We start from the raw sequence: 22,486 nt of genomic DNA on the forward strand, positions 1-22,486 counted from the left end.
AGAGAAGATTACTTTGCGCCACTCGGCCGGCCCCGCGACCCACCGAGACCGGACTGCCCGCCCACGCTCCACGACGGCGCAGGCGCCGGTCGAGCACGAACCGCGATCGCAGCACAGACGATCGCTCCGGCGAGCGCTAGAACGGCCACGGCGACGATGACCCCCGCGATCACCGGGTCCACTCCCGATGCCGCGGCCATCCGGGACCACCCGCCCGGCTCGCCGCTCCAGCGAGCGCGATACGCGAAGACCGCGCCGTAGGCGCCGACGAGTACGAAGAGCGCCCCCACGAGAGACGTCGAAGCCACGCGCGCAGCGGTCGAGCGGCGACCTTCGAAGAGCAGCTGCCACGCCAGAGCCATCACGAGCGAGTACATGGTGATCGACGGGAAGAAGTATCGGCCCTGGATCCCCACGATCCGGCCCGTGTTCCAGAAGACCTCCCACGCGTGGAAGATGAGGAGGCCCGCGGTCATGAGCGGCAGCAGCAGGAGAAGGGCCACCAGGAGGCGGTGCTGCGATCGGATCAGGACGAAGACGAGCGCCGCGACCACGAGCCCTGTCAGCGTGACGAGGAGCCAGGTCGGCAGCGCGAGGGATTCGTTGATCGAACCCCAGTAGCTGCGGACGAGCCGCCAGAACACCCGCTGCACGAAGTCCGTCGTCCGGTAGCCGTCGAACGCCTCGTCTTCGCGGCCGGTGCCGGAATTGCTCGATTGGAGTTCGCCGTGGACCAGAAGGTTGCGCACCCACCACCAGCCGCCGAGGACGAGCGCGATCGACATCGCCGTCGCAGCCGGAAGGAGTCGGCGCCACCACGGCGCAGGCTGCCCGATCCCCGCAACGACGAAGACGATGAGAACCGCGGGTATCGCAGTGAGAAGCGTCCCCTTGGTGACGAGGCCGAGCCCGAGGAAGAGCCCCGCACCGACCGCATCGAGCACCAGACCCTGGTTGCGGGCGGGCTCGCGGGTGAGCGCACGGGCGAGGAAGAACATCAGTCCGCTGGCAGCCAGCATGGTGAGCGCGTCGCTGGTGACATGGCTCAGCACGTTGAAGAACTGAGGAACGGCCATCACGGCGAGACCGCCCACGATCGTCGCGGCGCTCGAAGCGGTGACACGTCGGATCGTCGCCAGCACGAAAGCCATGCCACCGACGACCATCGCGACGGAGACGAGCCTGGCGCCGAGCACGAGCTGGTCCCAGCGCCACTCACCGCCCCCGAGCGCGGTGAGGGCCGCGGCGACGGCGGCGTAGTACGTCGGGGGGTGCTGGGTCATCCAGTCGATGTCCTGCACGCCGTCGAGTCCCGCCGCTGTGAGGCCGACGATCCTCGACCGATTCTCGGGCTCCGGCAGCGGATCGAGCGGTTCGAGCCCCTCGAGGGGATTCCCGGCCTCCTGCATGGCGACGAGTGTGCCCTCGATGAAGGGTGCCGTCTGCGGGGCCGGCCAGCCACCGCCCTGCATGAGTCGCAGCACGGAGTTGAAGTGCGCCGGCTCGTCCACCCCGGACAGCAGCGGCGTGATGATCGACCAGAACGTCAGCACCGCCGCGACGGCGACGAGCACCGCGGCGTATCCGCCACGCGCGACGATCCGCGCTCGGAGGGCGCCATGCCCCTGTGCGCGGTCTCGGTGGCCGGCCGCCATGGGATCAGGCTTCGGCGCGCGCGATCTGCGCGATGAGATCGGCCTGCATGATCGAGCGCGCCTTCACCTCTGGGAGGTGGGCATCCAGTTTGGCCTTGACGTCGTCTCGCGCCGCATCCAGCGCGGCGAACCGGTCGGCGAGGTGCTCGGGCGTCAGCTGGTCGTGCCCGAACGCCCACTCCTCGAGCTCGAACATCTCCAGGACCTCGCGGTACTTGTGGCTCCAGCCGATAACGAGGGTCGGCACGGCCATCGCGAGCGACGAGACCATCGCATGGAACCGGCTGGCCACGAACAGCGAGCACCGCCCGATGACATACCTCAGCTGCTGAGACGTGAGTTCTCGATCGATGAAGAGCACGTCGTCTCCGGGGCGCAGCCGTGCGCTGATCTCGCGGCAGAGCGGCAGATCGTTGTTGTGCGTCTTGTCGGTCCCGGTGCGGACGCTGTGGGGGACGAGCAGCACCCGCTTGCCCTGCGCGCGGACGGACTCGATGAACGAGACGATCTGCCCCGCGTAGTCCCCGCCTCGGGCGTCGACCTTCTTCCGCAGGACGACACTGGGGCAGACGCCGACGACGTCGCCGTCGAAGAACTCCATGTGGACATGTTCCGCGACGGCGTCGTGCTCGGTGCCGTCGAGCTCGAGCGAGAATGCGTAGTCGGCTCCCGCGACGAGGTTCGTGAGCCCCAGCCCCTCCGCGAACTCGTGCGTGATCCGGCCCCGGGTGACGATCGTGCGCGCCTTCGGCAGGTAGGTCTTGGACGCCCACCTGTTGATCGGGTTCTGGAAGGGGCCCACTGCCTGCGCGCACTTGAAGACGGGCGTGCGGGTGTTCAGCGCGGGGAGGATCGACGCGACGTTGTACAGCAGGAACTTCTCGCGTCCGTCTGTGAAGGTGATGCCGCCCTGGTCGAGCAGCACATCGGACTCGGCGAGGGCACGGATGGCCCGCGACCGCGACCGGAGCGTCTTCCGCAGGAACGGGAGGATGCGGTACGCGAGCGCGAGCGAGTTGATCGTCACGCCGAGCTGACGCGGCGCAGCGGGGACGATCTCGAGGTTCGGGTAGACGTTCTGCGCGGCATCCTCGACCGGGTACATGCTCAGCAGCGTGAACTGCGGGTCGTCGAGGCGCTCGCCGAGCGTCTGCATGGCCGCCTCGAGCATCGCCGACGCCCCTTTGTTGCCCGACAGGGCGGAGCCGATGATCGTGATGCGGGTCATGGACGGAGCTCCTTGGGGATGGTGCGGCGCAGGCCGAGGTAGATGAGCGCGACCCCTCCATCGCCGATGGTGGCCAGCAGTCGCGCGATGAGGCTGATGACGATCGCCTGCGGCACGGGGATGTACTGGCTCAGGATCAGGACGATGACCGCCTCGCGCACACCCAGCCCGCTGGGCACGAACACCGCGAGGACTCCGATGGCCCCGGCGAGCACGTAGGCGGCGGCGAACGGCAGCCATTCGGCCGGGGTGAGGGGGACGATGGTGCCGGCGAGGAGGACGAACCCGATGCCGTTGATCGCTCGAGGGAGCACGAACTCGCCCGAGGAGCGGAGGGTCTGGCCCGTGCTCAGGAAGTACTCGGCCGGCACAGGCCGCTTGAGCAGCCGTCTCGCGGGCGCGTCGAGGATGCGATGGAAGAACGGCTTCCAGGAGATGAGGGCGAAGGGCACGATCGCCAGCATGGGCAGCAGGAGCAGCGTCGCGTTCTGCCCGAAGATCTCCGGCCCGAGGCTGATGAGCAGGATGATGCCGCTCGGCACGAGCGACGCCAGCTGCATGAAGACGTTCTCGTAGACGAAGCTGATGACGACGAGGGTGCGGCTGATCCCCTTCTTGCCCGCCCAGATCGTCTTGTTCACGACCGAGCCGACCTGCCCCGGCACGTACTTCAGGATCCACGATGCGCACTGCACGGCGATCGACTCGCGTGCGGCGACGTGCACCTCGGGCTCGAGCACCCGGACGATGCGACCCCAGAGGAGCCCGCTGATCGGCACGGCGGCGATGAAGAGCAGCGTCGTGAGAATCCACAGCGGATCGAACGAGATGTCCTGCGCGACGACCTCCTGCCAGTTCGCGGCGAGCGAGACGGCGAAGAAGTACCCGACGACGCCGACCACGACGATCGTCGCGACCCAGCGCAGGATGCGCTTGCGCCGACGGCGCGCGAGCGTGCGGGCGTCCGGGGCCGCCGCAGGGACTCCCTCGGCGGCAGGATCCTCGAACGGACCGTCCGGATCCGGCTGCTGATCGTCAGCGCTCATCGGGCGCGCCCTGCCGTCGTCTTCGCGGGTCGATCTGGACTCCTGGGGTTCGAGGGCAGGGTTGCTGGGATCATGCACGAGTCGCCCCTCCAAGGGGCGGAAGTGGTGGGGAGAGAGCGTCTGGGGGAACCGGGCGAGACGCCCGCGACAGCTTAGCGCATGCCGGCCCGGAGGCCGCCGGGCGGCCCGCGCGGCTGCCGGCGCCCTGCGGCTAGATTGAGAGGATGCGTACGACGAGCGCGGTGCGGCCGCGATCCCTCCCCGAGCAAGCGTGCCGTCGCCACACCCGATGACCTCGGTCGATGCCGTCGTCGTCGGGGCGGGTCCGAACGGGCTGGCCGCAGCCGTCATGCTCGCGCGCGCGGGTCTGTCCGTGCACGTCTTCGAGAAGGCGCCGACGATCGGCGGCGGGGCGCGCACGGCGCAGGCCACCCTCGTCGGGTACCACCACGACATCTGCTCGGCCGTGCATCCGATGGCCGCAGGTTCGCCCTTCTTCCGAGCGTTCGAGCTCGACCGACGCATCGAGTTCGTGACCCCGGAGATCTCGTATGCCCATCCGCTGGACGGTGGGCGGGCCGGGATCGCGTACCGGGACATCGACCGGACGGCAGAGGCGCTGGGCGCCGACGGCTCCCGCTGGCGCGGCCTGTTCGCGCCCCTCGCGGAGCGGATCGACGAGGTCACCGACTTCACGGGCTCCACGCTCATGCGCATCCCGCGCCATCCGGCCACGGTCGTGCGCTTCGGGCTTCGCGCGCTGGAGCAGGGCACCCCGGCATGGGCGCTGCGGCTTCGGGGGGACGTGGCCCGCGCCATGCTCACGGGCGTGAACGCGCATTCGATCGGACGGATGCCGAGCATGGCCACGGCCGGCGTGGGTCTCGTCCTCGGCGCGCACGCCCACGCGCGGGGGTGGCCCATCCCTGTCGGCGGCAGCCAGGCGATCGTCGACGCCATGGCGGACGACATCCTCGCCCACGGCGGCACGATCACGACGGACGCCGAGATCGACGACCTCTCCGCTCTGCCCTCGGCGCGAGCCTACGTGCTCGACATCACCCCCCGCAGCCTCCTCCGGATGGCCGGAAGCCGGCTTCCGGCGGGGTATCGCCGAGCGCTGGGCCGCTTCCGGTACGGCAATGCCGTGGCCAAAGTGGACTTCGCCCTCTCCGATCCCGTGCCCTGGACCCACCCGGAGGTGCGGAAGGCGGCGACGTTCCACCTGGGCGGCGACCGCGCCGAGCTCGCCGCAGGCGAGAGGGCCGTCGCGGCTGGGCGGCACGCCGAGTCGCCCTATGTGCTCGCCTCGCAGCCGACCATCGTCGATCCGACCCGAGCTCCGAGCGGACGTCATGTGCTCTGGGCCTACACCCATGTCCCGAGCGGATCGACCGTCGACCCGACCGAGTCGGTCGCACGCCAGATCGAGCGCTTCGCGCCGGGCTTCCGCGATACGGTTCTGGCCTCGCAGGCAGTGAGCGCAGCGGAGCTGGCCGACTACAACCCGAACTACATCGGCGGCGACATCTCGGCGGGCGCGGTCACGCTGCCGCAGCTCCTGCGGCGCCCTGTCCTCTCGCCCGACCCCTGGCGGACGCCGATCAAGGGCGTCTACCTGTGCTCCTCCTCCACGCCGCCCGGCACGGGCGTGCACGGGATGGCCGGCTACCACGCCGCGAGGTCGGCGCTCCGCCACGAGTTCGGGCTCGCCGTGCCGCCACTCGGCGTCGATGACGCGGCGGACGGCGGCGCGATCGGCGCGGACGACAGCGTCGCCGCGGACTAGGAACGACCAGCGCCTTCCGCGCGGACGAGGACGCCGTCGGGCAGGGATCAGGCGATCAGCGCCGTCGGGCAGGGACCAGGCGATCAGCGCCTTCCGCCCGGATGAGCCGCCCTCAGTGACGGCTCGACCCCGATTCGTCGACGACGGGACCGAGCAGCCAGCGCCCGAACCCGGTGCGGTCCGATCGGATCGGTCCCGACCGACGCAGGACGTGGTCCCGCGTCCATGCGACGCCCAGCCAGCCGGGCCGGCGGTAGAGGATCTCGGTGCGGGCACGCTCACCGGTCGCCGACTGCGGCGCGCCCGAGGAAGCGGAGGCCTCGGCATCCGCCGCGATGAACTCGAGCCCACCGGAGGTTCCGGCCGCGTCGCGGTACGACACCCCGACCGTCTCGGCTCGGACCTCGGCGACGAATGCGGCAGCGGCCGGATTGCCGGGATCGACGATCGCTGCACCGGCGGTGTCGTGACCTGCGCGCATCCGTCGCAGCGGCCACGCGAGGTCGAAGAACAGCAGCAGCAGCACGATGTTCTCCGGGAACGCGACGTTCATGAGCAGGAAGATCGACGAGTGGAACGCCGTGAACCCGACCAGGAAGAGGACCTTGAGCCACCCCGGCGGCAGGAAGAGCAGGAGGATCGCCGTGATCTCGAGGATCGTGCCGCCGAGGAAGAGCAGGTCCAGGGGGATCGCCCAGAACGGGTCGAGGAAGTACGTGCCCAGGTCGAATCCGAACGGGTTCGGCCGCAGATTCCGGTTCTCGACCCAGTTCTGCAGGGTGCCGTTCATGAACACGCCCGGCCCGCCGATGAACAGCCGGGCCGTGCCGATGAAGACGTACTGCAGGATCACGACGAACGAGAGCACGATGAGCGACGAGCGGTACACGTCGGGCCTGCGCGCACCGGCGCGACGGGACCGGCTGACCGCGAAGGCGTCCCAGGCAGGGGTGAGCAGCAGGGCCGCGGTGACGTAGACGAGCGTGAGCTCCCGGTGGTCGAAGTGACCGCCGAAGCCCTTCTTGACCTGCAGATAGACCAGTGCCGCGATCACGGCGGCAGCCGTCACGGCGCGGGCGCCGCGGAATCCCAGGCCCGCCCAGACGAAGAGGACGAGACACACCGTCGTCAGCCCCAGCAGCCCGGCCGGCGTGAGAACGGCAGCCCAGAACTCGTCCGGGAGCAGCCGGAACACGCCGTACGAGTGGAACAGCTCGGTCGGCAGGAGGGTCAGCCGCTGGACGGGATCGACGAGGACATAGCCGATCCAGATGGCGAAGACGAGGATGCGGGCGAGTCCGAGCGACTCGGCGGTGACGTTCTCGTGGAGGCGGACGCGGATCATCATCAGCCTTCCAGCTCCGAGACGTCCCACGTGACCAGCGGCTCGGAGGAGACGTCGCCCGGAGTGCCGGTCACCCGATAGAAGCCGATCTCGCCCACGTCCACGCCGTCCTGCTCGAGTGCCCTCAGGAGAGCCGTCGCGTAGAGCGCCAGCTCCTCTTCCGCCTGCGCATGATGCTCGCTGTCGGCGGGCTCTTCCATCCAGTTGAGGAGCACCCGCATCCGTGTCGAGAGCGGCGGCAGGCCGATCGCCTCGAACTCCTTCGCGATGTTGATCTCGCGCATCGTCCCGTCCGCGAGGGTGGCCTGCCAGGAGTACGTCTCCTCGACGGAGTCCTTGAGCTGAGCCTGGTACATCGCGAATCGCGTGAGCGGGATGAACGAGGTCTTCTGGGGGTAGTCGTACTGCCAGCGGTCGACCATCTGCACGGTGAACCACGCCCCCACCGCCACATACAGGACGACCAGTGCCGCGGCGCCCAGACCGTAGAGCCGCTTGCGGAGGTCTGTGAAGAACAGCAGTCCCGCGAAGAGGGCCAGCAGGAACGCGCATTCCAGGGCCGCCCGGATGATCAGTTCCGGCGTGACCGCGGTGCTTTCCATCCGAACGACTCTACCCGTTTCGGCAGCGCGGACCGGCGCGCTCGCCGCCCGGCTCTATCGCGCGATCGCGGCCTCTATCGCGGCCGTGAATCGCGACGACAGGCTCAGTGAGAACGCCGGCGTGAGGTGGTGGCTGTCCTGATACACCGGCATCCCGCCGATGGCGGCGAAGCAGCGCTCCGCGTCGCAGAAGGCGCCGGTGAGATCCAGGAGCGTCGTGCCGCCTGATGCCTCGGCGACCGACGCCGCGAGCGGATCCGGCGGAAGCGCCTCTGCGCGGCTGAGAGAGCACTCCAATGGGGAAGGGGCATCCGCCAGGCACTCGCTCATCCGATTGCCTTTCGCGACCGGCGTGTCGGCGACGACCACCACCGGCTTGCCGGCATCGTCCAGCGCCGTCCAGGTGCGGGCGAGGGCGTCGGAGAACTCCGCCTGTGCGGCGGCATCCGCATTCATGCCGACGCGGTGGGCGTACGTCGTCGTCAGGACGAGATCGATCTGATCGTCGGACGCGACCTGATCGACGATGTCGGCCCGCCAGGCGACGCAGTCGGCGTCGTTCTGCTTGTACGCGGCGCCGCCGGTCGCCCGCCAGTCGGCCTCGACGAACGGGCACGAACGCTTCGTGACGACCCGCACGTTCCAGTCCCGGATCGTCGCCTGATGTGCCAGCGCCGGCAGGAGGTGCTCGGCGTGCGAATCGCCGACGAGGACCACGGTCGGCCCGCCGCTGTCGTGCGGCGGCGAGTAGGTGCAGATCCGGGATTCGTACGCGCCATCGGAGCAGTCCGCCTCGCCTCCGGCGGAGGTCACCACGTCGCTCGCCAGGGTCTCGTAGTCCACCGCGCTGACGGCGAGGTCGGGGTCGAGCTCGAGGCCGTAGGCGCAGTCGGCGAGGTGCGTCATCGCCTCCGCACCGACGCACGACTCGGTCTGACCGAGGGATGCCGTCACCCGCTGCTGCGTCGCAGCCGACTCGTTCGCGATCGCGACCGAGGGCACGACGCACAGGGCGAGCACGATGGCCGCCGACAGGACCGCGAAGCCGTAGCTGATGCGCCGCCGCCGCCAGAAGCCGCCGTTGATGACGGGCCGCTCGATGAGAGCTCGGGTCAGCCACGCGAGGCCGAATGTCGCGAGCAGGATGAGGATCTTGTCGAGCGTCGACAGCGGGCGGGTCAGCACGTACGGCAGGAGGACGATGATCGGCCAGTGCCAGAGGTAGGCGGCGTACGACGTGTCGCCGACGAACTGCACCGGCCTGATCGAAAGGAGACGAGAGGGCGACCACGGCACCGGTGAGGTCCCCGCGGCGATGACGGCGATCGTCCCTGCGACGGGGACCAGGGCGATGAGCCCCGGGACGGCCGTATGCGCATCGAACACGAACATCGTCCCGATGACGATGACGATTCCGGCCCAGAGTGCGCCGGCCCGGGCTCCCGGCATCCGGTCCCACGCAGTCCGCGCGATCCACGGCGATGCGAGGGCGAGCATGCCCCCCGCCGCGAACTCCCACGCGTGCGTCAGCGTGCTGAAGTACGCGGCCTGCGGCGAAGCGGCGGTCGCGAACGCCGAGAAGGCGAGGCTCGCGGCGAAGACGCCGGTCAGTCCGACGAAGATCGAGGCGCGAGGCGACCAGTTTCGCGCTGCCGCCAGGAGCGCCAGCAGGATGACCAGCAGCGGCCAGACCAGGTAGAACTGCTCCTCCACCGACAGCGACCAGTAGTGCTGAACGGGCGATTCCGGTCCGTCAGCGGCGAAGTAATCGACCGAGTTGGCCGCGAGGACCCAGTTCTCGACATAGAGCGCGCTCGCGGCGACCTCGTAGAGGAAGGCCGGAATCCGCTGGGCCGGGACGAAGGCGACGACGGCGAGGGCCGTCGAGGCGAGCACCAGCATCGCCGCCGGGAGGAGCCGGCGGATGCGGCGGGCGTAGAACTGGGAGACCTTGATGCGGCCTCTGGCTTCGACCTCGCGGAACAGGTGCGACGTGATGAGGTATCCCGAGATCACGAAGAAGACGTCGACGCCGATGTAGCCGCCCGTCATCCGATTCGGCCAGAGGTGGAAGATGATGACGCCGAGCACCGCGATGGCGCGCAGGGCCTGGATCTCGGTCCGAAGGGCCGACCCGGAGCGCTCCCGCGCGGGCGTGCTCGCCGGTGCGGCCTCGCCGCCCGGCCGCACCGCGGTGGTGGTCATCGTGACGATCGAGCGGCGCTTCGTGCCGTCGTCCTCTCCTCCGCTTCCTCGATGCTGACGAGGAGCGAAGGATGCCGGGCGGCGTCGGCCGGCTCGGCCCGACGCGGATCGTAGGTGCGGTCGGGCGCGTACTGGATGAGCTTGATGCGCTCGAGGGCGTCCTCCATGAGCGTCCGGTTCGTGCTCAGCATGTCGGAGATCACGAGGAGCGCGACGCTGAGAAGCGCCCCGACGAGCATCGCGGAGCCGAAGATGAGGGACTGGATGTGGTCGCCGGCGATGCCGAGCCACGTGAGCGTCAGGAACCTGCCGAACGGGATGGCGGCCCCGATCAGGAACAGCACCGCGAGCGTGAGGAACACCACGTGGGGCTTGAACATGACGTAGCTGCGCATGATCGCCTGGCTGGAGCGGCCCATGTGCTGGAAGATGTTCTTGAACAGCCGCGACTCGCGCGTCTTGGGGTTGGTCTTGACGGGAACGCTCGCGATCCGCAGGCGCTTGTGTCCCGCCTGGATGATCGTCTCCATGCAGTAGCTGAACTGCGTCACGACGTTGAGCCGGATGAGGGACTCGTGGGAGTACGCGCGGAATCCGCTGGCCGCGTCGGGAAGGTCGGTCTCGGCGGCGAAGTTGACCACAGCGCTGCCGACGCCCTGCATGAGCTTCTTGAAGGGCGAGAAATGCTCGATCGTCTTGGTCTGGCGATCGCCGATGACGATGTCCGCCTCACCCCTCAGGATCGGCTGGACGAGGTCCGCGATCCGCTCCTGCGGATACTGGTTGTCGCCGTCGGTGTTGACGACGATGTCGGCGCCGTGCTGGAGCGCATAGTCGACTCCGTCGCGGAAGGACCTCGCGAGCCCCATGTTGCGGGTGTGGAAGACGAAGTGCTCGACGCCGAGCTCGCGCGCGACCTCGACGGTCCGGTCCGTGGAGCCGTCGTCGATCACGAGGACGTGGATCTCGTCGACACCGTCGATCTGCTTCGGGATGCCGGCGAGCACCAGTGGAAGCGTCGTCTCCTCGTTGAGGCACGGGATCTGGATGAAGATGCGCATGGTGGATGGCGGCTTTCGCGAAGCTATGAGCACGGTGGCGGGAGAGCGCGGCCGCTGGGAGACATGCTCGCCGCGCTGGCAATCCTAACCGAGGTGCTCCTGAACAGCCGCCGAGCGCGCTGTCAGCCGACCGGGTAGTCCGCGTTGTAGCGCTCGATGACCTCGCCGATCGGGGCATCCATCACGAGCCGGCCCTTGTCGAGGTAGAGCCCGCGCTCGCAGAACCGGAGGAGGTCCCGCTCGCTGTGCGAGACGAAGAAGAGCGTGCGCCCGGAGGCCAGGAGCTCATCGATCCGCCGGTAGCACTTCTCGCGGAACGCCTTGTCGCCGACCGCCAGCACCTCGTCGACGAGGAGGATCGGCTCCTCGAGCTGCGAGACGACGGAGAAGGCCAGCCGCACCTTCATGCCGTTCGACAGGTGCTTGTAAGGCGTGTCCTGGAAGTCGGCGAGCTCGGCGAAGTCGATGATCGAGTCGTAGCGCGCGGCGATCGATGCGCGCGACATCCCGTGCAGTCCCGCAGTGAGGCGGACGTTCTCGCGAACGGTCAGGTCCCCGACGAAGCCGCCCGTGATCTCGATGAGCGGCGCCACGCCGCCGTTCACGTCGACGCGCCCCTCGTCGGACAGCAGGACGCCCGCGACGAGCTTGAGCAGCGTCGACTTGCCCTGGCCGTTGCGGCCGACGACGCCGATCGACTCGCCGGGCGCCACCGTGAACGACACGTCGCGCAGCGCCCAGAACTCCCCCGGGCGGGATCGCCGCTTCGACCCGGCGAAGAGGTCCTTGAAGCTGCGCCGGCCGCGCCGATTGCGGCGGAACCGGACGCCGAGACCCGAGATCTCCATGGCGTGTTCGGTGGCGGCCATCACAGCTCCTTGAGCACGGGGCGCTCGAGTCGGCGGAAGACCCACGCCCCGAGGGCGAGGACGGCGACGCACAGGACCGCCCCAACGACCACGACGAAGGAGTCCCATGTCTCTGGGAAGAACGCGGCGCGGTACATCGTGAAGATCCCGGACAGCGGGTTGAACGCGGCGAGCTCCTGGAAGACCCCGGGCAGGTCGGAGACTCCGTAGATGACCGGCGACGCGTAGAAGAGCGCGCGGAGGATGAGCCGCGTCGTGCGCTCCAGGTCGGTGTAGATGACGCAGAGCGGCGCCACGAGGAGCCCGAGACCCACCAGCAGCATCGTCTGCAGAACCACCGCGACCGGGAACAGGAGGATCCCCCAGCCGACGGTGGCACCCGTCGCGATCGCGAACAGCGCGAGCACCGGCAGCGAGCACAGGAACTCGATGCCCTTGCTCAGGACGATGCGGTTGACCCAGATGGAGCGCGGGATGGCGGTGGACCGCACGAGCCGCGCATCCTTGCTGAACGCCTTCGTGAAGTCCGACACGGCGGAGTTGAACCACACCCACGGCAGCAGCGCCGTGATGAGGAACACGATGTACGGCTCGTGGCCGACCGTGCGATCGAAGACCTGCGTGAAGACGAACCAGTAGATCGCGCTCATCACGAGCGGATCGAGCACCGACCACAGATAGCCGAGGGCGCTGGTGGCGTAGCGGACCCGCAGGTCGCGAGCGGAGAGGAGCCACAGCGAGTGCAGGTAGCGCCGGGGCGATCCGGGCGCGCCGACGGCGGCAGTGGTCACGCAGATGATCCTATGGTCGAGGCGTCAGACGAGCTTCGACGCGCTCAGCTGGTTGTTCCACATCGACAGCGCCGACCCGATCGCCATGTGCATGTCGAGGTACTGGTAGGTGCCGAGGCGCCCGCCGAAGAGCACGTCGTCCTCGCCCTTCGCGAGCTCGCGGTAGGCCAGGAGCCCGTCGCGATCCTGTGGCGTGTTGACGGGGTAGTACGGCTCGTCGTCGCGGTCCGCGAAGCGCGAGAACTCGCGCATGATGACGGTCTTGTCCGTCGGGTAGCGGTCGGCCCGCTCGGGGTGGAAGTGGCGGAACTCGTGGATGCGCGTGTACGGGACGTCGGCGTCGGCGTAGTTCATGACCGACGTGCCCTGGAAGTCGCCCACGGGGAGGACCTCCTGCTCGAGGTCGATCGTGCGCCACGAGAGAGCGCCCTCGGCGTAGTCGAAGTACCGGTCGACGGGGCCCGTGTACACGATCGGCAGCTGCCCGACCGTCGCCTTCTTGTTGAGCGGCTGCGACTCGTCGAAGAAGTCGGTGTCGAGCTTGACCTCGATGTCGGCGTGGTCGGCCATGCGCTCGAGCCAAGCGGTGTAGCCGTCGGTCGGCAGACCCTCCCACGTGTCGTTGAAGTACCGGTTGTCGTAGTTGTACCGGACGGGAAGGCGGCTGATGACCTCGGCGGGCAGGTCCTTCGGATCGGTCTGCCACTGCTTGCCGGTGTAGTCGCGGATGAACGCCTCGTACAGCGGGCGGCCGATCAGCGCGATGCCCTTCTCCTCGAGGTTCGCGGCATCCTTCGCGTCGAACTCGCCCGCGAGCTCCTGCACGAGCGCGCGCGCCTCGTCCGGGGAGTACGCGGCCTGGAAGAACTGGTTGATCGTGCCGAGGTTGATCGGCAGCGGGTACACGACGCCCTTGTGGTTCGTGTAGACGCGGTGCACGTAGCTCGTGAACGTCGTGAAGCGGTTGACGTACTCCCACACGCTCGGGTTCGACGTGTGGAACAGGTGCGCGCCGTACTTGTGCACCTCGATGCCGGTCGTCGGCTCGTCCTCGCTGTACGCGTTGCCGCCGATGTGCTGACGGCGGTCGATGACCGTGACCTTGCGACCGGATGCCGCGGCCCGCTCCGCGATGGTGAGTCCGAAGAAGCCGGAGCCGACGACGAGGAGATCCATGGGCACCTTTCGGGTGTGGTGGGGGGAAGGCGTCCCCGGTCGCCAGGGCGCCTGTCGACCGTAACACCCGCGCCTGAACGCCGCGGTCAGGTGCCCGGCGCGAAACTAGACTCGTACCCCGTGACCGTCGACATCCTCATCCCGTTCTGGGGAGACCCCGGTCTGCTGTTCGACACGGTCGACTCGGTCTTCGCCCAGACGGACGACGACTGGACGCTCACCGTGATCGACGACGCGTACCCGGACGAGACCGTCCCGGCCCGATTCGCGGCGATGGACGATCCGCGCGTGACCTACGTGCGGCACGAGCACAACGAGGGCATCGTCGCGGGCTTCCGCGAGTGCGTCGCGCGTGGCCGCTCCGAATGGCTCGTCGTCCTGGGGTGCGACGACCTCCTGCATCCCCGATACGTCGAGCTCGTGCACCGCACGGCCGCGGCTCATCCGGGGGCGGACATCATCCAGCCCGGCGTGCAGGTGATCGACAGCGACGGGCGCCCCTCGGCGCCCCTCGCCGATCGGGTGAAGCGGATGCTGGCACCCTCGACGCGCGCGGGTGACGCGGTGCTGCGGGGCGAGGCGCTCGCGACCAGCCTCACGCGAGGCAACTGGCTCTACTGGCCGTCGCTCGCGTTCCGCACCGCGACGATCCAGCGTCACGACTTCCGCGACGACCTGCCGATCATCCTGGATCTCGCGATCCTGCTGGACATCGCCTTCGACGGCGGCACCCTCGTCTTCACCCCCGAGCTCGCCTTCTCGTACCGCAGGCACTCCGCGAGCGCGTCGCAGACGTCGCTGCTGGACGGCCGCCGGTTCTCCGACGAGCGCCGGTACTACGGCGAGATCGCCGCGCGGTCTGCCGCCGCGGGCTGGCGCTCGACGGCGCGCGCGGCGCGCTGGCGGCCCTTCTCACGCCTGCACGCGGCCACCGAGCTGCCGCGCGTCCTGCGCCACGGCTCGGCCGCGGGACGTCGCGCGGCCTTCGCCCACATCCTCGGCTGAGCCCGATCGGGGCGGCGTCTCCGCCTCGACCGGTGGGTCTCGGACCTCGACCGGAGGATCAGGCCTGGGCCGGCGCGTCCGGGGCCTGCGCGTCTGCGGACAGTGCGGCGGCGAGCCGTCGCGCGTGCGCGACGCGGTACAGCGCGACGCCGAGCGCGACCAGAAGCATCCCGACGACGGCTCCGACGAGACCCGCCCACCAGACGAGCAGCGCGATGAGCGGCACCCCCACGACTGCGGTCGCGACCGACGACACCGCCAGCTGCCGGCCTCCGCCGAGCGGCACGAGAACCGCGAGACCGGTCAGCTGCGCGACGGCCTCGAAGAGGAACGCCGCACCGGCGATCGCCGCGACGCCCCACGGGACGGTCGCCTCGCCGAGCGTGAGCACGGCGGACAGCGGCGTCGAGAGCCCGGCGAGCCCGAGGCCGCCCAGCGCGCCGATGCCCCAGCCGATGCGGACGGCGACTCGAGCGCGATGCGGCACGTGCTCCGGGCCCTGCTCCGGCACCCACCCCTGCACCGCCTGGAGGACGGGTGCGAGCGCCAGGATGCCGTACTTCATGAGCCGGTCGACCATGGCGTAGACGGGGAGCGCGGCCGGTGCGAGCGCCTGGACGAGCACGATCGGGGCCGCGGACCAGATGCTCGCCGAGATCGTGGTCGACACGCCCGCCGCCTGCACGCGGGCGATCTCGAGCCAGGGCATGCGCGTGCGAGACCCGGCGGGTCCCTCCGGCCGGGTCAGCACGAAGATCGCCGACGCCGCCGCGCCTCCCACCCCGAACAGCGCCGTGCACGCCAGGTAGACGGTGACGTCGGGGACGAACAGGATCGCGACGAGACCCGCCACCTGACCGAGGATGACGGGCATCGCGTCGCAGAGGAACATCGCGACGGGCCGATTCGTGCCGACGAAGTACCAGGCGGCGCTGAGGCCGGGCACGACGTACGAGACGACGGCCAGCGCGACCGCCGCGGGCGTCTCGCCCGTCAGCAGCCCGCACACGAGATACGCCAGCGGCAGGGCGACGAGCGCGAGAGCGCCGCGGAAGTACAGCGACTCGACGTACATGCGCTTGCGCGTCTGGACGGGCGCCGCCGACACCATGCTCGGGCCGATCGCGCCCCATCCGAACGCGACGACCACAGCGAAGAGCTGGCATACCGACTGCATGACGGCCAGGTGTCCCCAGCCGCTCGCGCCGATCGACGAGACCAGCACGGGGATCGAGAAGAACCCGACGATCGTCGAGGCGACGATCGAGATCGCGAAGAGCACGCTGCGGCGCACGACCTCGTGGCCGACGAGCCTCTTCACGCCCGGGCTCCGCGACCCCGCACGCGCGCCAGGGTGTCGTCCGCGATCTTGCCCAGACGCCCGCGCCGGCCGTCACGCAGACCGAGCCACGTCGCGCGCAGCTGCGCGCCGCGATCGGGCGACAGGGCGATGCACCCCACCACCATCTCGATCATCATCCGGTTGCGGCGGCGCATCCACGCGCGACGCGCGCGCCCGTGGGTCCTCGAGAGCACGACGCTGTTGCGCACCATGTAGTAGGTGCGGAACGGCGCGTGGTACAGCACGTGACGGGGCTTGCCGCCGATCGCGAGGTGCCGTCCGAAGAGCGTGACGGGGACGAGCTCACCGAGCCCGTGGTCGATCCGCTCGCCGTCCGCCACGACGAAGCGGCGGCCCTGCTCCTCCGCGCGCACGGTGAAGTCCGAGTCGACGGCATCGATGAAGAGGTCCTCTGCGAAGGCGCCGACGTCGTCGAACGCCGCGACGGGGACGAGCTGACCGGCCTGGATGGGATCGAATGCGAACCGGGGATCCTGGAGGCGCAGCGCCGGCTGGTCGCCGACCATGCCCGGCACCGCGGCAGCCACGACGACGCCCTCCGCCTCGGCGCGCGCGATGGCGTCGAGCATGCGCCGGACGAATCCGGCGGGCGCCGTGGAGTCCTGGTCCAGCGTGAGGATGTGGGTCGCGCCCAGCGCGCGAGCGCGCTCGATCCCGACGTTGAGCGCGGACGCGATGCCGCGGTTCTCCGGGAGCGGGATGTAGGTGACGCCGGGATGCTGCACCCCGGCGTCGAGGGAGTCCGTGCCGTCGTCGACCAGGATGACGGCGCTGACCTGCTCGGCGAGGGCGACGACGCGCGGGAGCAGATCCGCGGGGGCCCGGAAGACGGGGATCACCGCGACGACCGTGCTCATCCGACACCTTCCCGGGCGCGCTCCGGCAGCCCGACCCTCGATCCTACTTCACGCTCCGCCGCGGGAATCCGCGCGCAGCCCGGCGTACAGCGTGCGCAGACGCGTGCGGAAGGCCTCCGCTCCGTAGACCCCGTCGGCCCAGCGCGCGGCCCGCTCGCCCACCCCGGCGTCGTCGCGGAGCGTCCGCACGACGGCAATGGCGAAGGCATCCGGCTCCGTCTCGATGCCGGCGAAGTGCTCGGGCGCGTCGATGCCCTCCGCCCCGACGGGTGTCGCGACGACGGGCACGCCGCGCAGCATCGCGTCGATCGTCTTGAACTTGACGCCGGCTCCCGTCGCCAGCGGCGCCACGAACACCGAGGCCCGGGCGTACCAGGGCTCGAGGGAGTCCACGAACCCCGTGAGCTCCGCGCGCGGCGTCTGCGCCACGAGGCGCTCGAGCTCGGGCCGCGGGCCCGCCCCGGCCGCGACGAACCGCGCGTCGGGCACTTCGGCGAGGACGGCCGGCCACACGCGCGTGAGGAACCACATCGCGGCGTCGTGGTTGTCGCCGCGGCCGAGGGCGCCCGTGAAGAGCACGATCGGCGCCTCCGGCTCGGGCGCGCGGGGCGGCAGGGTGCCGGGTTCCGGGCCCAGGCCCGGGTGCACGACCTCCACACGGGTGGAGGGGGCGAGGGAGCGCGCGAGCGCGGCATCCTTCTCGCTGAAGGCCAGGAGGAGATCCAGCTGCGCGAACGACTCGGCCTCGCGCGGGCGGCTCCGCCGGGCGCCCCACGCGTACGCGGCGGACAGGGGCCAGCGTGCGGCCTCCCCCGCGCGCTCCCACCGCTGGGTGATGACGTCGTGCGCGATGCCGACGAGCGGGATGCCGGGCAGGCGGCGTCGGACCACGGGTGCGAGCGACATCATCTCGGACCACTGGAACTCGATGACGTCGGCGCGGGCGAGGGCGTTCCACGGAGCGTCGCCGTGGCTGAAGGCGCGCCTCACGTTGCGCGTCGCGCTGCTTCCCGCCCAGGCGGACTCGAGGTCGGCGAGAGGCTTGAGCCGGCCGCCGCGGAAGGCGCCCGAGCCGGCCACGAGCTCGACGTCGGCGGGCAGATCGAGGCGATCACGCGAGGCGCGGTTGTCCGGAGTGTCCGGTGCGATGAGGGTCAGCCGGTACTCGGGGGCCAGCGCCTGGCAGTGCCGCCAGAGGTACTGGCCGCCCGCGTGGGGGATGGAATCGTGCGGGATATACTTCGTGATGCTCGCGATCCCCGGGCCGCCTGGGACCCCATCGGGGTTCCGACTCATCCACGATCTCCTCTCACCGCGCACCGCCCGGAAGCGGCCACTATGGAACAGTACGCCACGGTCATCATCAGCTACCGTCGGCCGGATCTGCTCGACGGCGTCCTCGAGCGACTGCAGCAGCAGACCGTCCCGCCCGCGCTCGTCGTCATCGTCGACAACGCCGGCGACCTGGATGTCGACGCCCTGACGCTGGGCGGCCTCGCCGACCGCGTGAGCGTCGTGCGCCGCCCCGACAACCCCGGATACTCCGCCGCCGCGAACATCGGCCTGGCGGCGGCCGCCGATCACGGCCTTGCCCGCCTCCTCGTGCTCACGCACGATGCCCAGTTCGGTCCGCAGCTCGCGGAAGGGCTCCTCTCCGCGTTCGGCGGCGCCACGACGGTCGGCGCGTCGGCTCCGCTCCTGCGGTGGGCCGAGCAGCCGGACAAGGTGTTCTCCGCCGGCGGTCGGCTCACCCGGTGGGGCCGCGCGTGGAACACCGTCGAGCCCGCGTCGGCGACGGAGCCGTACACGGTGGACTGGGCGGACGGCGCGATCGTCCTGTTCGACGTCGCCGCGCTGCAGGCGATCGGCGGGATGGACGAGAGCTACTTCCTGTACTTCGAGGATGTCGACACGTCGTGGCGGCTGCGTCGTGCAGGGTTCGCGACCACCGTGTCGCCGGACGTCATCGCGTATCAGCAGCCCGGCGCACACCCCATGTATCTCGGCATCCGGAACATGGCGCTGTTCTCCTCGCGCGCCGGCATCGCGGCACCGGCCTCGGCGCTCGCGACCGCCCGCCGCGTCGCCGAGGAGTCTCTCGTCCGGGTGCTGCGCCGGCGCAGGCCCGAGCTCGGCGCGGCGTGGCGCGGCTGGCGCGACGGCCGCCGCGGGGTATCGGGGCACCCCGCAGCGCGCGGCTGAGCGGCCTCGGAGTGCCGCGCAGCCGCCTCAGCGCCCCGCGCGGCGCGTGCTCAGTCGTCCGAGGCGCGTGGAGCGGCCGGTGCCGACGGCTCGTCGGCTCCGGTCTCCGCGATGACCGGCGACTCTTCCGGCTCCGTCGCCATGCCGGCGGACGGCTCGTCGGTGCCCGCCTGCGCGCCCCCCGCGCGGAGCGCCTCCTCGAGCGCGGACAGCCGCGCCTCGAGCGTGCGGTGCCCGTCGCGCAGCAGCGCGCTCTCCTCGGCGAGGCGGCGGATCTCGTCCTCGGCCTGCGAGAGCTCCCAGGACAGGTGCAGCGCGACCCCCAGCAGCAGGATGATCGCGAGCGCGAAGAAGAGGTTGCTGGGCAGTGCCACGCCCAGCAGCTGCGACACCGAGACGAGCACGCCGGGGAACAGCCCCAGCAGCAGGATCAGCAGGCCGATGAGCAGCCACAGGATCGCGTACTTCTCGCGGAGCGCGCGGATGACGAGCATCCAGCCGACGCCCACGATGATGACGACGGCCAGGACGATGCCGGCGGCGACTGTCACGTGTCCATCCTCGGGAGGCGATTCGGGCGGCGCAGGAGCGCGAGCGCCAGGGCGAACAGGGAGCGCAGCAGGTACACCGTCGCCTTGACGGGGCTGTGGCTGGGCCGGCCCGCCGCGCGAGGGCGCATGGCGACGTCGACCTGCGTGACGGTCAGTCCCGAATGCACGGCGGCCACGAGCGAGTCGATCGTGTCGCCGAGGTACTCGGCGGGGTAGTAGCGGACGTACTGGTCGATCGCGCGCCGGTTCGCCGCGCGGAACCCGCTCGTGACGTCCGTGAGCCGCGTCCGTGCGACGCGCGACAGGACGCCCGCCAGCACGACCATCGCCCAGCGCCGGGGGCCGCGGACGGCGTAGTCGCCGACGTCGCCGAAGCGGGCGCCGATCGAGATGTCGGCATGCGCGAGTCCGCCCAGGACCCGCCCGATGTCCTCGGGGTTGTGCTGGCCGTCCGCGTCGACCTGGATCGCCTGCAGGTACCCGTGCCGCTGCGCATACGTGAACCCCGTGCGCATCGCTCCGCCGACGCCGATGTTGAACGGGAGCGGGATGACGGTGGCACCGGCCTCGCGGGCGCGGGCGGCCGTGGCATCCTGCGATCCGTCGTCGACGACGACGACGTCGAACCGATCGTCGACGCCGCGGATCTCGGCGACGGTGTGGCCGACGCCGTCTTCCTCGTTCCACGCCGGGACGATCACGAGAACCCGATCCGCCGTCACCATAGCGTGCCTCATGCTAGCAACCGGCGCGAGCGCCGTTTCCCGGGCGGTCATTGACACGCCACGATCTCGTAGAGCCTCGCGTCGCCCTGTTCGTCGACGAGCCGGACGGCGTCCGAGGCTGCCAGGTCGGAGTAGCCGGGATAGTCGTGGTGCTGGCCGTGCACCTCGCGCGGGCCGAAATCCAGCACGAACCGCACACCGAGCGCGTCGAGCGCCTCGCACACGGAAGGGTCCTCCTCCGCGTCGCGCAGGCCCGCACTCACCTCGCGCATCTCGTCCGACTCGTACGCCAGGATGTGCGGCATGAGCACGTGGCGACCGCTCAGCGCGTAGGCGAGCGGCGTGCCCGTGTAGGGGTTGCCCGCGATGACGGCGTCGGCGGGCACGTGGTCGGGCAGCCGCGTGAGGAGCGCGAACTCGTCGGCGCTGAGCAGGACCGCTTCGTCGTCGGCGATGTACTGGCGGTGCGCCGTCGCGACGGCGGACGGGACGACCGGCACGATCGCGAGCACTGCCACGGCGATCGCCGCGACGACCCCGAGCGTCCGGGCGAGCCGCGTGCGCGGCATCCGACCGGAGATCCAGGATGCCGTGCGCGAGCCGCCGAGGGCCGCGAGGGGAACCAGCGCCACGGCGAACACCGACGCGAGGCGCTGCCAGTTGTTGTACCAGCTGCCCGTGAAGGCGTCGCGGAGGTCGATCCACGGAGAGGCCGTGACGACGATGAAGAGGACGGCGCCGACGGCCCACATGCCGACCGCGACGAAGGCCTGGGCGGTCCGCTCGCGCACCGCCCACACGAGTCCGAGCACGATGGCCGCCGCGACGACGAGCGAGGGCACGGGGTAGCCGATCGTCACCGTCAGGACGTGCCACACGGCCTCGAGGGGGTCCATGACGGTCGGCCAGAGCCGCGCCTCGAGGGGTGGGCGCAGGACCTTCAGCAGCAGGATGCCGACGACGAGGTACACGCCGACCGCGCCGACGAGGCCCACCCGGGCCAGCGGCCGCGGGAAGCGACGCCACAACCTCACGACGACCACGCCGACCATCGGGACGGTGAGCGCGATCCAGGCGACGAAGCCGCCCGGGTGCGCGAGGGCCACGCCGGCGATCGAGCCGAGCAGGACCAGGACCCACCAGCCGAACGGGCGCCTGCGGCTCTCGTCGCCGATGCGCAGCGCCGCGGCCGTCGCGGCGAGCGGCACCGGCACGAGCGCGAGGGCCAGCTGCAGGGGGTAGAGCACGCCGTAGTCGGCGGGCAGGAGCGGGAAGGCGGGGACGGATGCCGCGACGACGCCCGCCACGACGGTGACGGCGAGCGCGCGTCCGGCCAGGACGCGCGCCAGCAGGAGTGCGCCGAGAGGCCAGAAGACGGCCGAGACGACGATCGTGAGGGCGTTGACCGCGACCGGGATGCTCGCCCCCGTCACCTGTGCGGCCAGCGCCGCGAAGGCGTGCCACACCGCGGGGTAGAACCCGGCGATGGGCGAGGTCATGAGACCGATCTGCAGCGGCGAGGCCGTGCCGGTGTCGAGGATGTAGCGGACCGCGTTGAGGTGGAACACGTTGTCGAACGTCTGCGAGATCGCGTCCGGGCTTCCGATCATCGCTGCGACCTGCCACGTCAGGACGAGGCCGACGGCGACGAGGACTCCGGCGGTCCACCAGCCGGAGTGACCGCGCGCGGGCGCGCTGAGCGGCGGGCGGCCGGGGAGCAGCCGACGGACGAGGGCGATGAGGCCCGCGATGACGGCCGCGACGACCAGGACGGGAAGCAGGGACCAGCTCACGCCCACCCACGGCGCGACGACGGCCGCGACTCCGACGATCGTCGCCGCGAACGCCGGTGCGGCGGCGGCGAGCCACAGCCCGCGCAAGCCGATCAGCCATCCGGCGGGGACGCCGATGACAGCCGCGATGGCCAGCAGGGTGACCACCGCCGCGCCGAGTTCGATGATTCCCACTGTTTCCGTTCCTCCGGGCCGCCCGACCAGGGTAGTCGCCCGGCCCCGG

The 22,486-nt window shown here is 70.6% G+C and carries 19 protein-coding genes; 3 read left to right on the forward strand and 16 right to left on the reverse strand.

Going from position 1 to position 22,486, the window contains the following annotated elements; translation table 11 throughout:
- Nucleotides 1-8: 8 nt before the first annotated feature.
- The 3 genes from ABZ477_RS12590 to ABZ477_RS12600 are packed head-to-tail and all read right to left on the reverse strand — an operon-like array spanning nt 9 to nt 3,929.
- Complete coding sequence (locus ABZ477_RS12590; RefSeq protein WP_360133242.1) at nt 9-1,655, reverse strand: DUF2142 domain-containing protein; 1,647 nt, start codon at nt 1,653-1,655, stop codon at nt 9-11.
- Nucleotides 1,656-1,659: 4 nt separating this feature from the next.
- On the reverse strand, nt 1,660-2,883 hold the full coding sequence (locus ABZ477_RS12595; RefSeq protein WP_360133245.1) for a polysaccharide pyruvyl transferase family protein: 1,224 nt from the start codon (nt 2,881-2,883) through the stop codon (nt 1,660-1,662).
- Entirely contained in the window at nt 2,880-3,929 is a 1,050-nt protein-coding gene (locus ABZ477_RS12600) for a lysylphosphatidylglycerol synthase domain-containing protein (RefSeq protein WP_360133248.1), read from the reverse strand. Before ABZ477_RS12600 ends, ABZ477_RS12595 begins: the two co-directional genes overlap by 4 nt.
- Nucleotides 3,930-4,218: 289 nt before the next feature.
- On the opposite strand from ABZ477_RS12600, the gene ABZ477_RS12605 reads away from it, so the two are divergent.
- A complete protein-coding gene (locus ABZ477_RS12605) occupies nt 4,219-5,718 on the forward strand; it encodes an NAD(P)/FAD-dependent oxidoreductase (RefSeq protein ID WP_360133251.1) in 1,500 nt (499 codons plus the stop codon).
- A gap of 112 nt (nt 5,719-5,830) precedes the next feature.
- Here ABZ477_RS12605 and ABZ477_RS12610 read toward each other — a convergent pair whose 3' ends face one another.
- From ABZ477_RS12610 to glf, 7 genes are all read right to left on the reverse strand, one after another.
- Nucleotides 5,831-7,063: a hypothetical protein gene (locus ABZ477_RS12610; protein WP_360133254.1), complete on the reverse strand. Its 1,233-nt coding sequence runs from the start codon at nt 7,061-7,063 to the stop codon at nt 5,831-5,833.
- Nucleotides 7,064-7,065: 2 nt separating this feature from the next.
- The gene (locus ABZ477_RS12615) at nt 7,066-7,665 is read right to left on the reverse strand and encodes a hypothetical protein (RefSeq protein WP_360133258.1); all 600 of its coding nucleotides are present in this window, start codon (nt 7,663-7,665) and stop codon (nt 7,066-7,068) included.
- A gap of 54 nt (nt 7,666-7,719) precedes the next feature.
- Nucleotides 7,720-9,870, reverse strand: coding sequence for an acyltransferase family protein (locus ABZ477_RS12620; protein ID WP_360133261.1), 2,151 nt, complete (start codon nt 9,868-9,870; stop codon nt 7,720-7,722).
- Complete coding sequence (locus ABZ477_RS12625; protein ID WP_360133264.1) at nt 9,867-10,931, reverse strand: glycosyltransferase family 2 protein; 1,065 nt, start codon at nt 10,929-10,931, stop codon at nt 9,867-9,869. Before ABZ477_RS12625 ends, ABZ477_RS12620 begins: the two co-directional genes overlap by 4 nt.
- Before the next feature lie 122 nt (nt 10,932-11,053).
- Nucleotides 11,054-11,800, reverse strand: coding sequence for an ABC transporter ATP-binding protein (locus ABZ477_RS12630; protein ID WP_360133267.1), 747 nt, complete (start codon nt 11,798-11,800; stop codon nt 11,054-11,056).
- Entirely contained in the window at nt 11,800-12,591 is a 792-nt protein-coding gene (locus tag ABZ477_RS12635; RefSeq protein WP_360133270.1) for an ABC transporter permease, read from the reverse strand. Before ABZ477_RS12635 ends, ABZ477_RS12630 begins: the two co-directional genes overlap by 1 nt.
- A 24-nt stretch (nt 12,592-12,615) precedes the next feature.
- Nucleotides 12,616-13,767 carry a UDP-galactopyranose mutase gene (glf, locus tag ABZ477_RS12640; protein WP_360133273.1) on the reverse strand — a complete coding sequence of 384 codons (1,152 nt, stop codon included), beginning with the start codon at nt 13,765-13,767 and terminating at the stop codon, nt 12,616-12,618.
- 120 nt (nt 13,768-13,887) lie between these two features.
- Here glf and ABZ477_RS12645 point away from each other — a divergent pair, with 120 nt between their 5' ends.
- On the forward strand, nt 13,888-14,772 hold the full coding sequence (locus tag ABZ477_RS12645; RefSeq protein WP_360133276.1) for a glycosyltransferase: 885 nt from the start codon (nt 13,888-13,890) through the stop codon (nt 14,770-14,772).
- 58 nt (nt 14,773-14,830) lie between these two features.
- On the opposite strand, the gene ABZ477_RS12650 is transcribed toward ABZ477_RS12645, so the two are convergent.
- The 3 genes from ABZ477_RS12650 to ABZ477_RS12660 are packed head-to-tail and all read right to left on the reverse strand — an operon-like array spanning nt 14,831 to nt 18,288.
- Nucleotides 14,831-16,093: a hypothetical protein gene (locus tag ABZ477_RS12650; RefSeq protein ID WP_360133279.1), complete on the reverse strand. Its 1,263-nt coding sequence runs from the start codon at nt 16,091-16,093 to the stop codon at nt 14,831-14,833.
- Complete coding sequence (locus ABZ477_RS12655; protein WP_360133282.1) at nt 16,090-16,992, reverse strand: glycosyltransferase; 903 nt, start codon at nt 16,990-16,992, stop codon at nt 16,090-16,092. Before ABZ477_RS12655 ends, ABZ477_RS12650 begins: the two co-directional genes overlap by 4 nt.
- Nucleotides 16,993-17,040: 48 nt before the next feature.
- Nucleotides 17,041-18,288: a glycosyltransferase gene (locus tag ABZ477_RS12660; protein WP_360133285.1), complete on the reverse strand. Its 1,248-nt coding sequence runs from the start codon at nt 18,286-18,288 to the stop codon at nt 17,041-17,043.
- A gap of 42 nt (nt 18,289-18,330) precedes the next feature.
- Between ABZ477_RS12660 and ABZ477_RS12665 the strand changes: the two genes are divergently transcribed.
- The gene (locus ABZ477_RS12665; protein ID WP_360133288.1) at nt 18,331-19,194 is read left to right on the forward strand and encodes a glycosyltransferase family 2 protein; all 864 of its coding nucleotides are present in this window, start codon (nt 18,331-18,333) and stop codon (nt 19,192-19,194) included.
- Nucleotides 19,195-19,244: 50 nt separating this feature from the next.
- Here ABZ477_RS12665 and ABZ477_RS12670 read toward each other — a convergent pair whose 3' ends face one another.
- The 3 genes from ABZ477_RS12670 to ABZ477_RS12680 are packed head-to-tail and all read right to left on the reverse strand — an operon-like array spanning nt 19,245 to nt 22,437.
- The gene (locus tag ABZ477_RS12670) at nt 19,245-19,745 is read right to left on the reverse strand and encodes a DUF2304 domain-containing protein (protein WP_360133291.1); all 501 of its coding nucleotides are present in this window, start codon (nt 19,743-19,745) and stop codon (nt 19,245-19,247) included.
- Nucleotides 19,742-20,470 carry a glycosyltransferase family 2 protein gene (locus ABZ477_RS12675; RefSeq protein WP_360133294.1) on the reverse strand — a complete coding sequence of 243 codons (729 nt, stop codon included), beginning with the start codon at nt 20,468-20,470 and terminating at the stop codon, nt 19,742-19,744. The genes ABZ477_RS12670 and ABZ477_RS12675 overlap by 4 nt, the downstream gene beginning before the upstream one ends.
- A 47-nt stretch (nt 20,471-20,517) precedes the next feature.
- A complete protein-coding gene (locus ABZ477_RS12680; protein WP_360133297.1) occupies nt 20,518-22,437 on the reverse strand; it encodes a DUF6541 family protein in 1,920 nt (639 codons plus the stop codon).
- Nucleotides 22,438-22,486 lie beyond the last annotated feature (49 nt).

Origin of the sequence: Microbacterium sp. NPDC019599, from assembly GCF_040632175.1 — a bacterium.
In the GTDB taxonomy this organism is placed as follows: Bacteria; Actinomycetota; Actinomycetes; order Actinomycetales; family Microbacteriaceae; genus Microbacterium.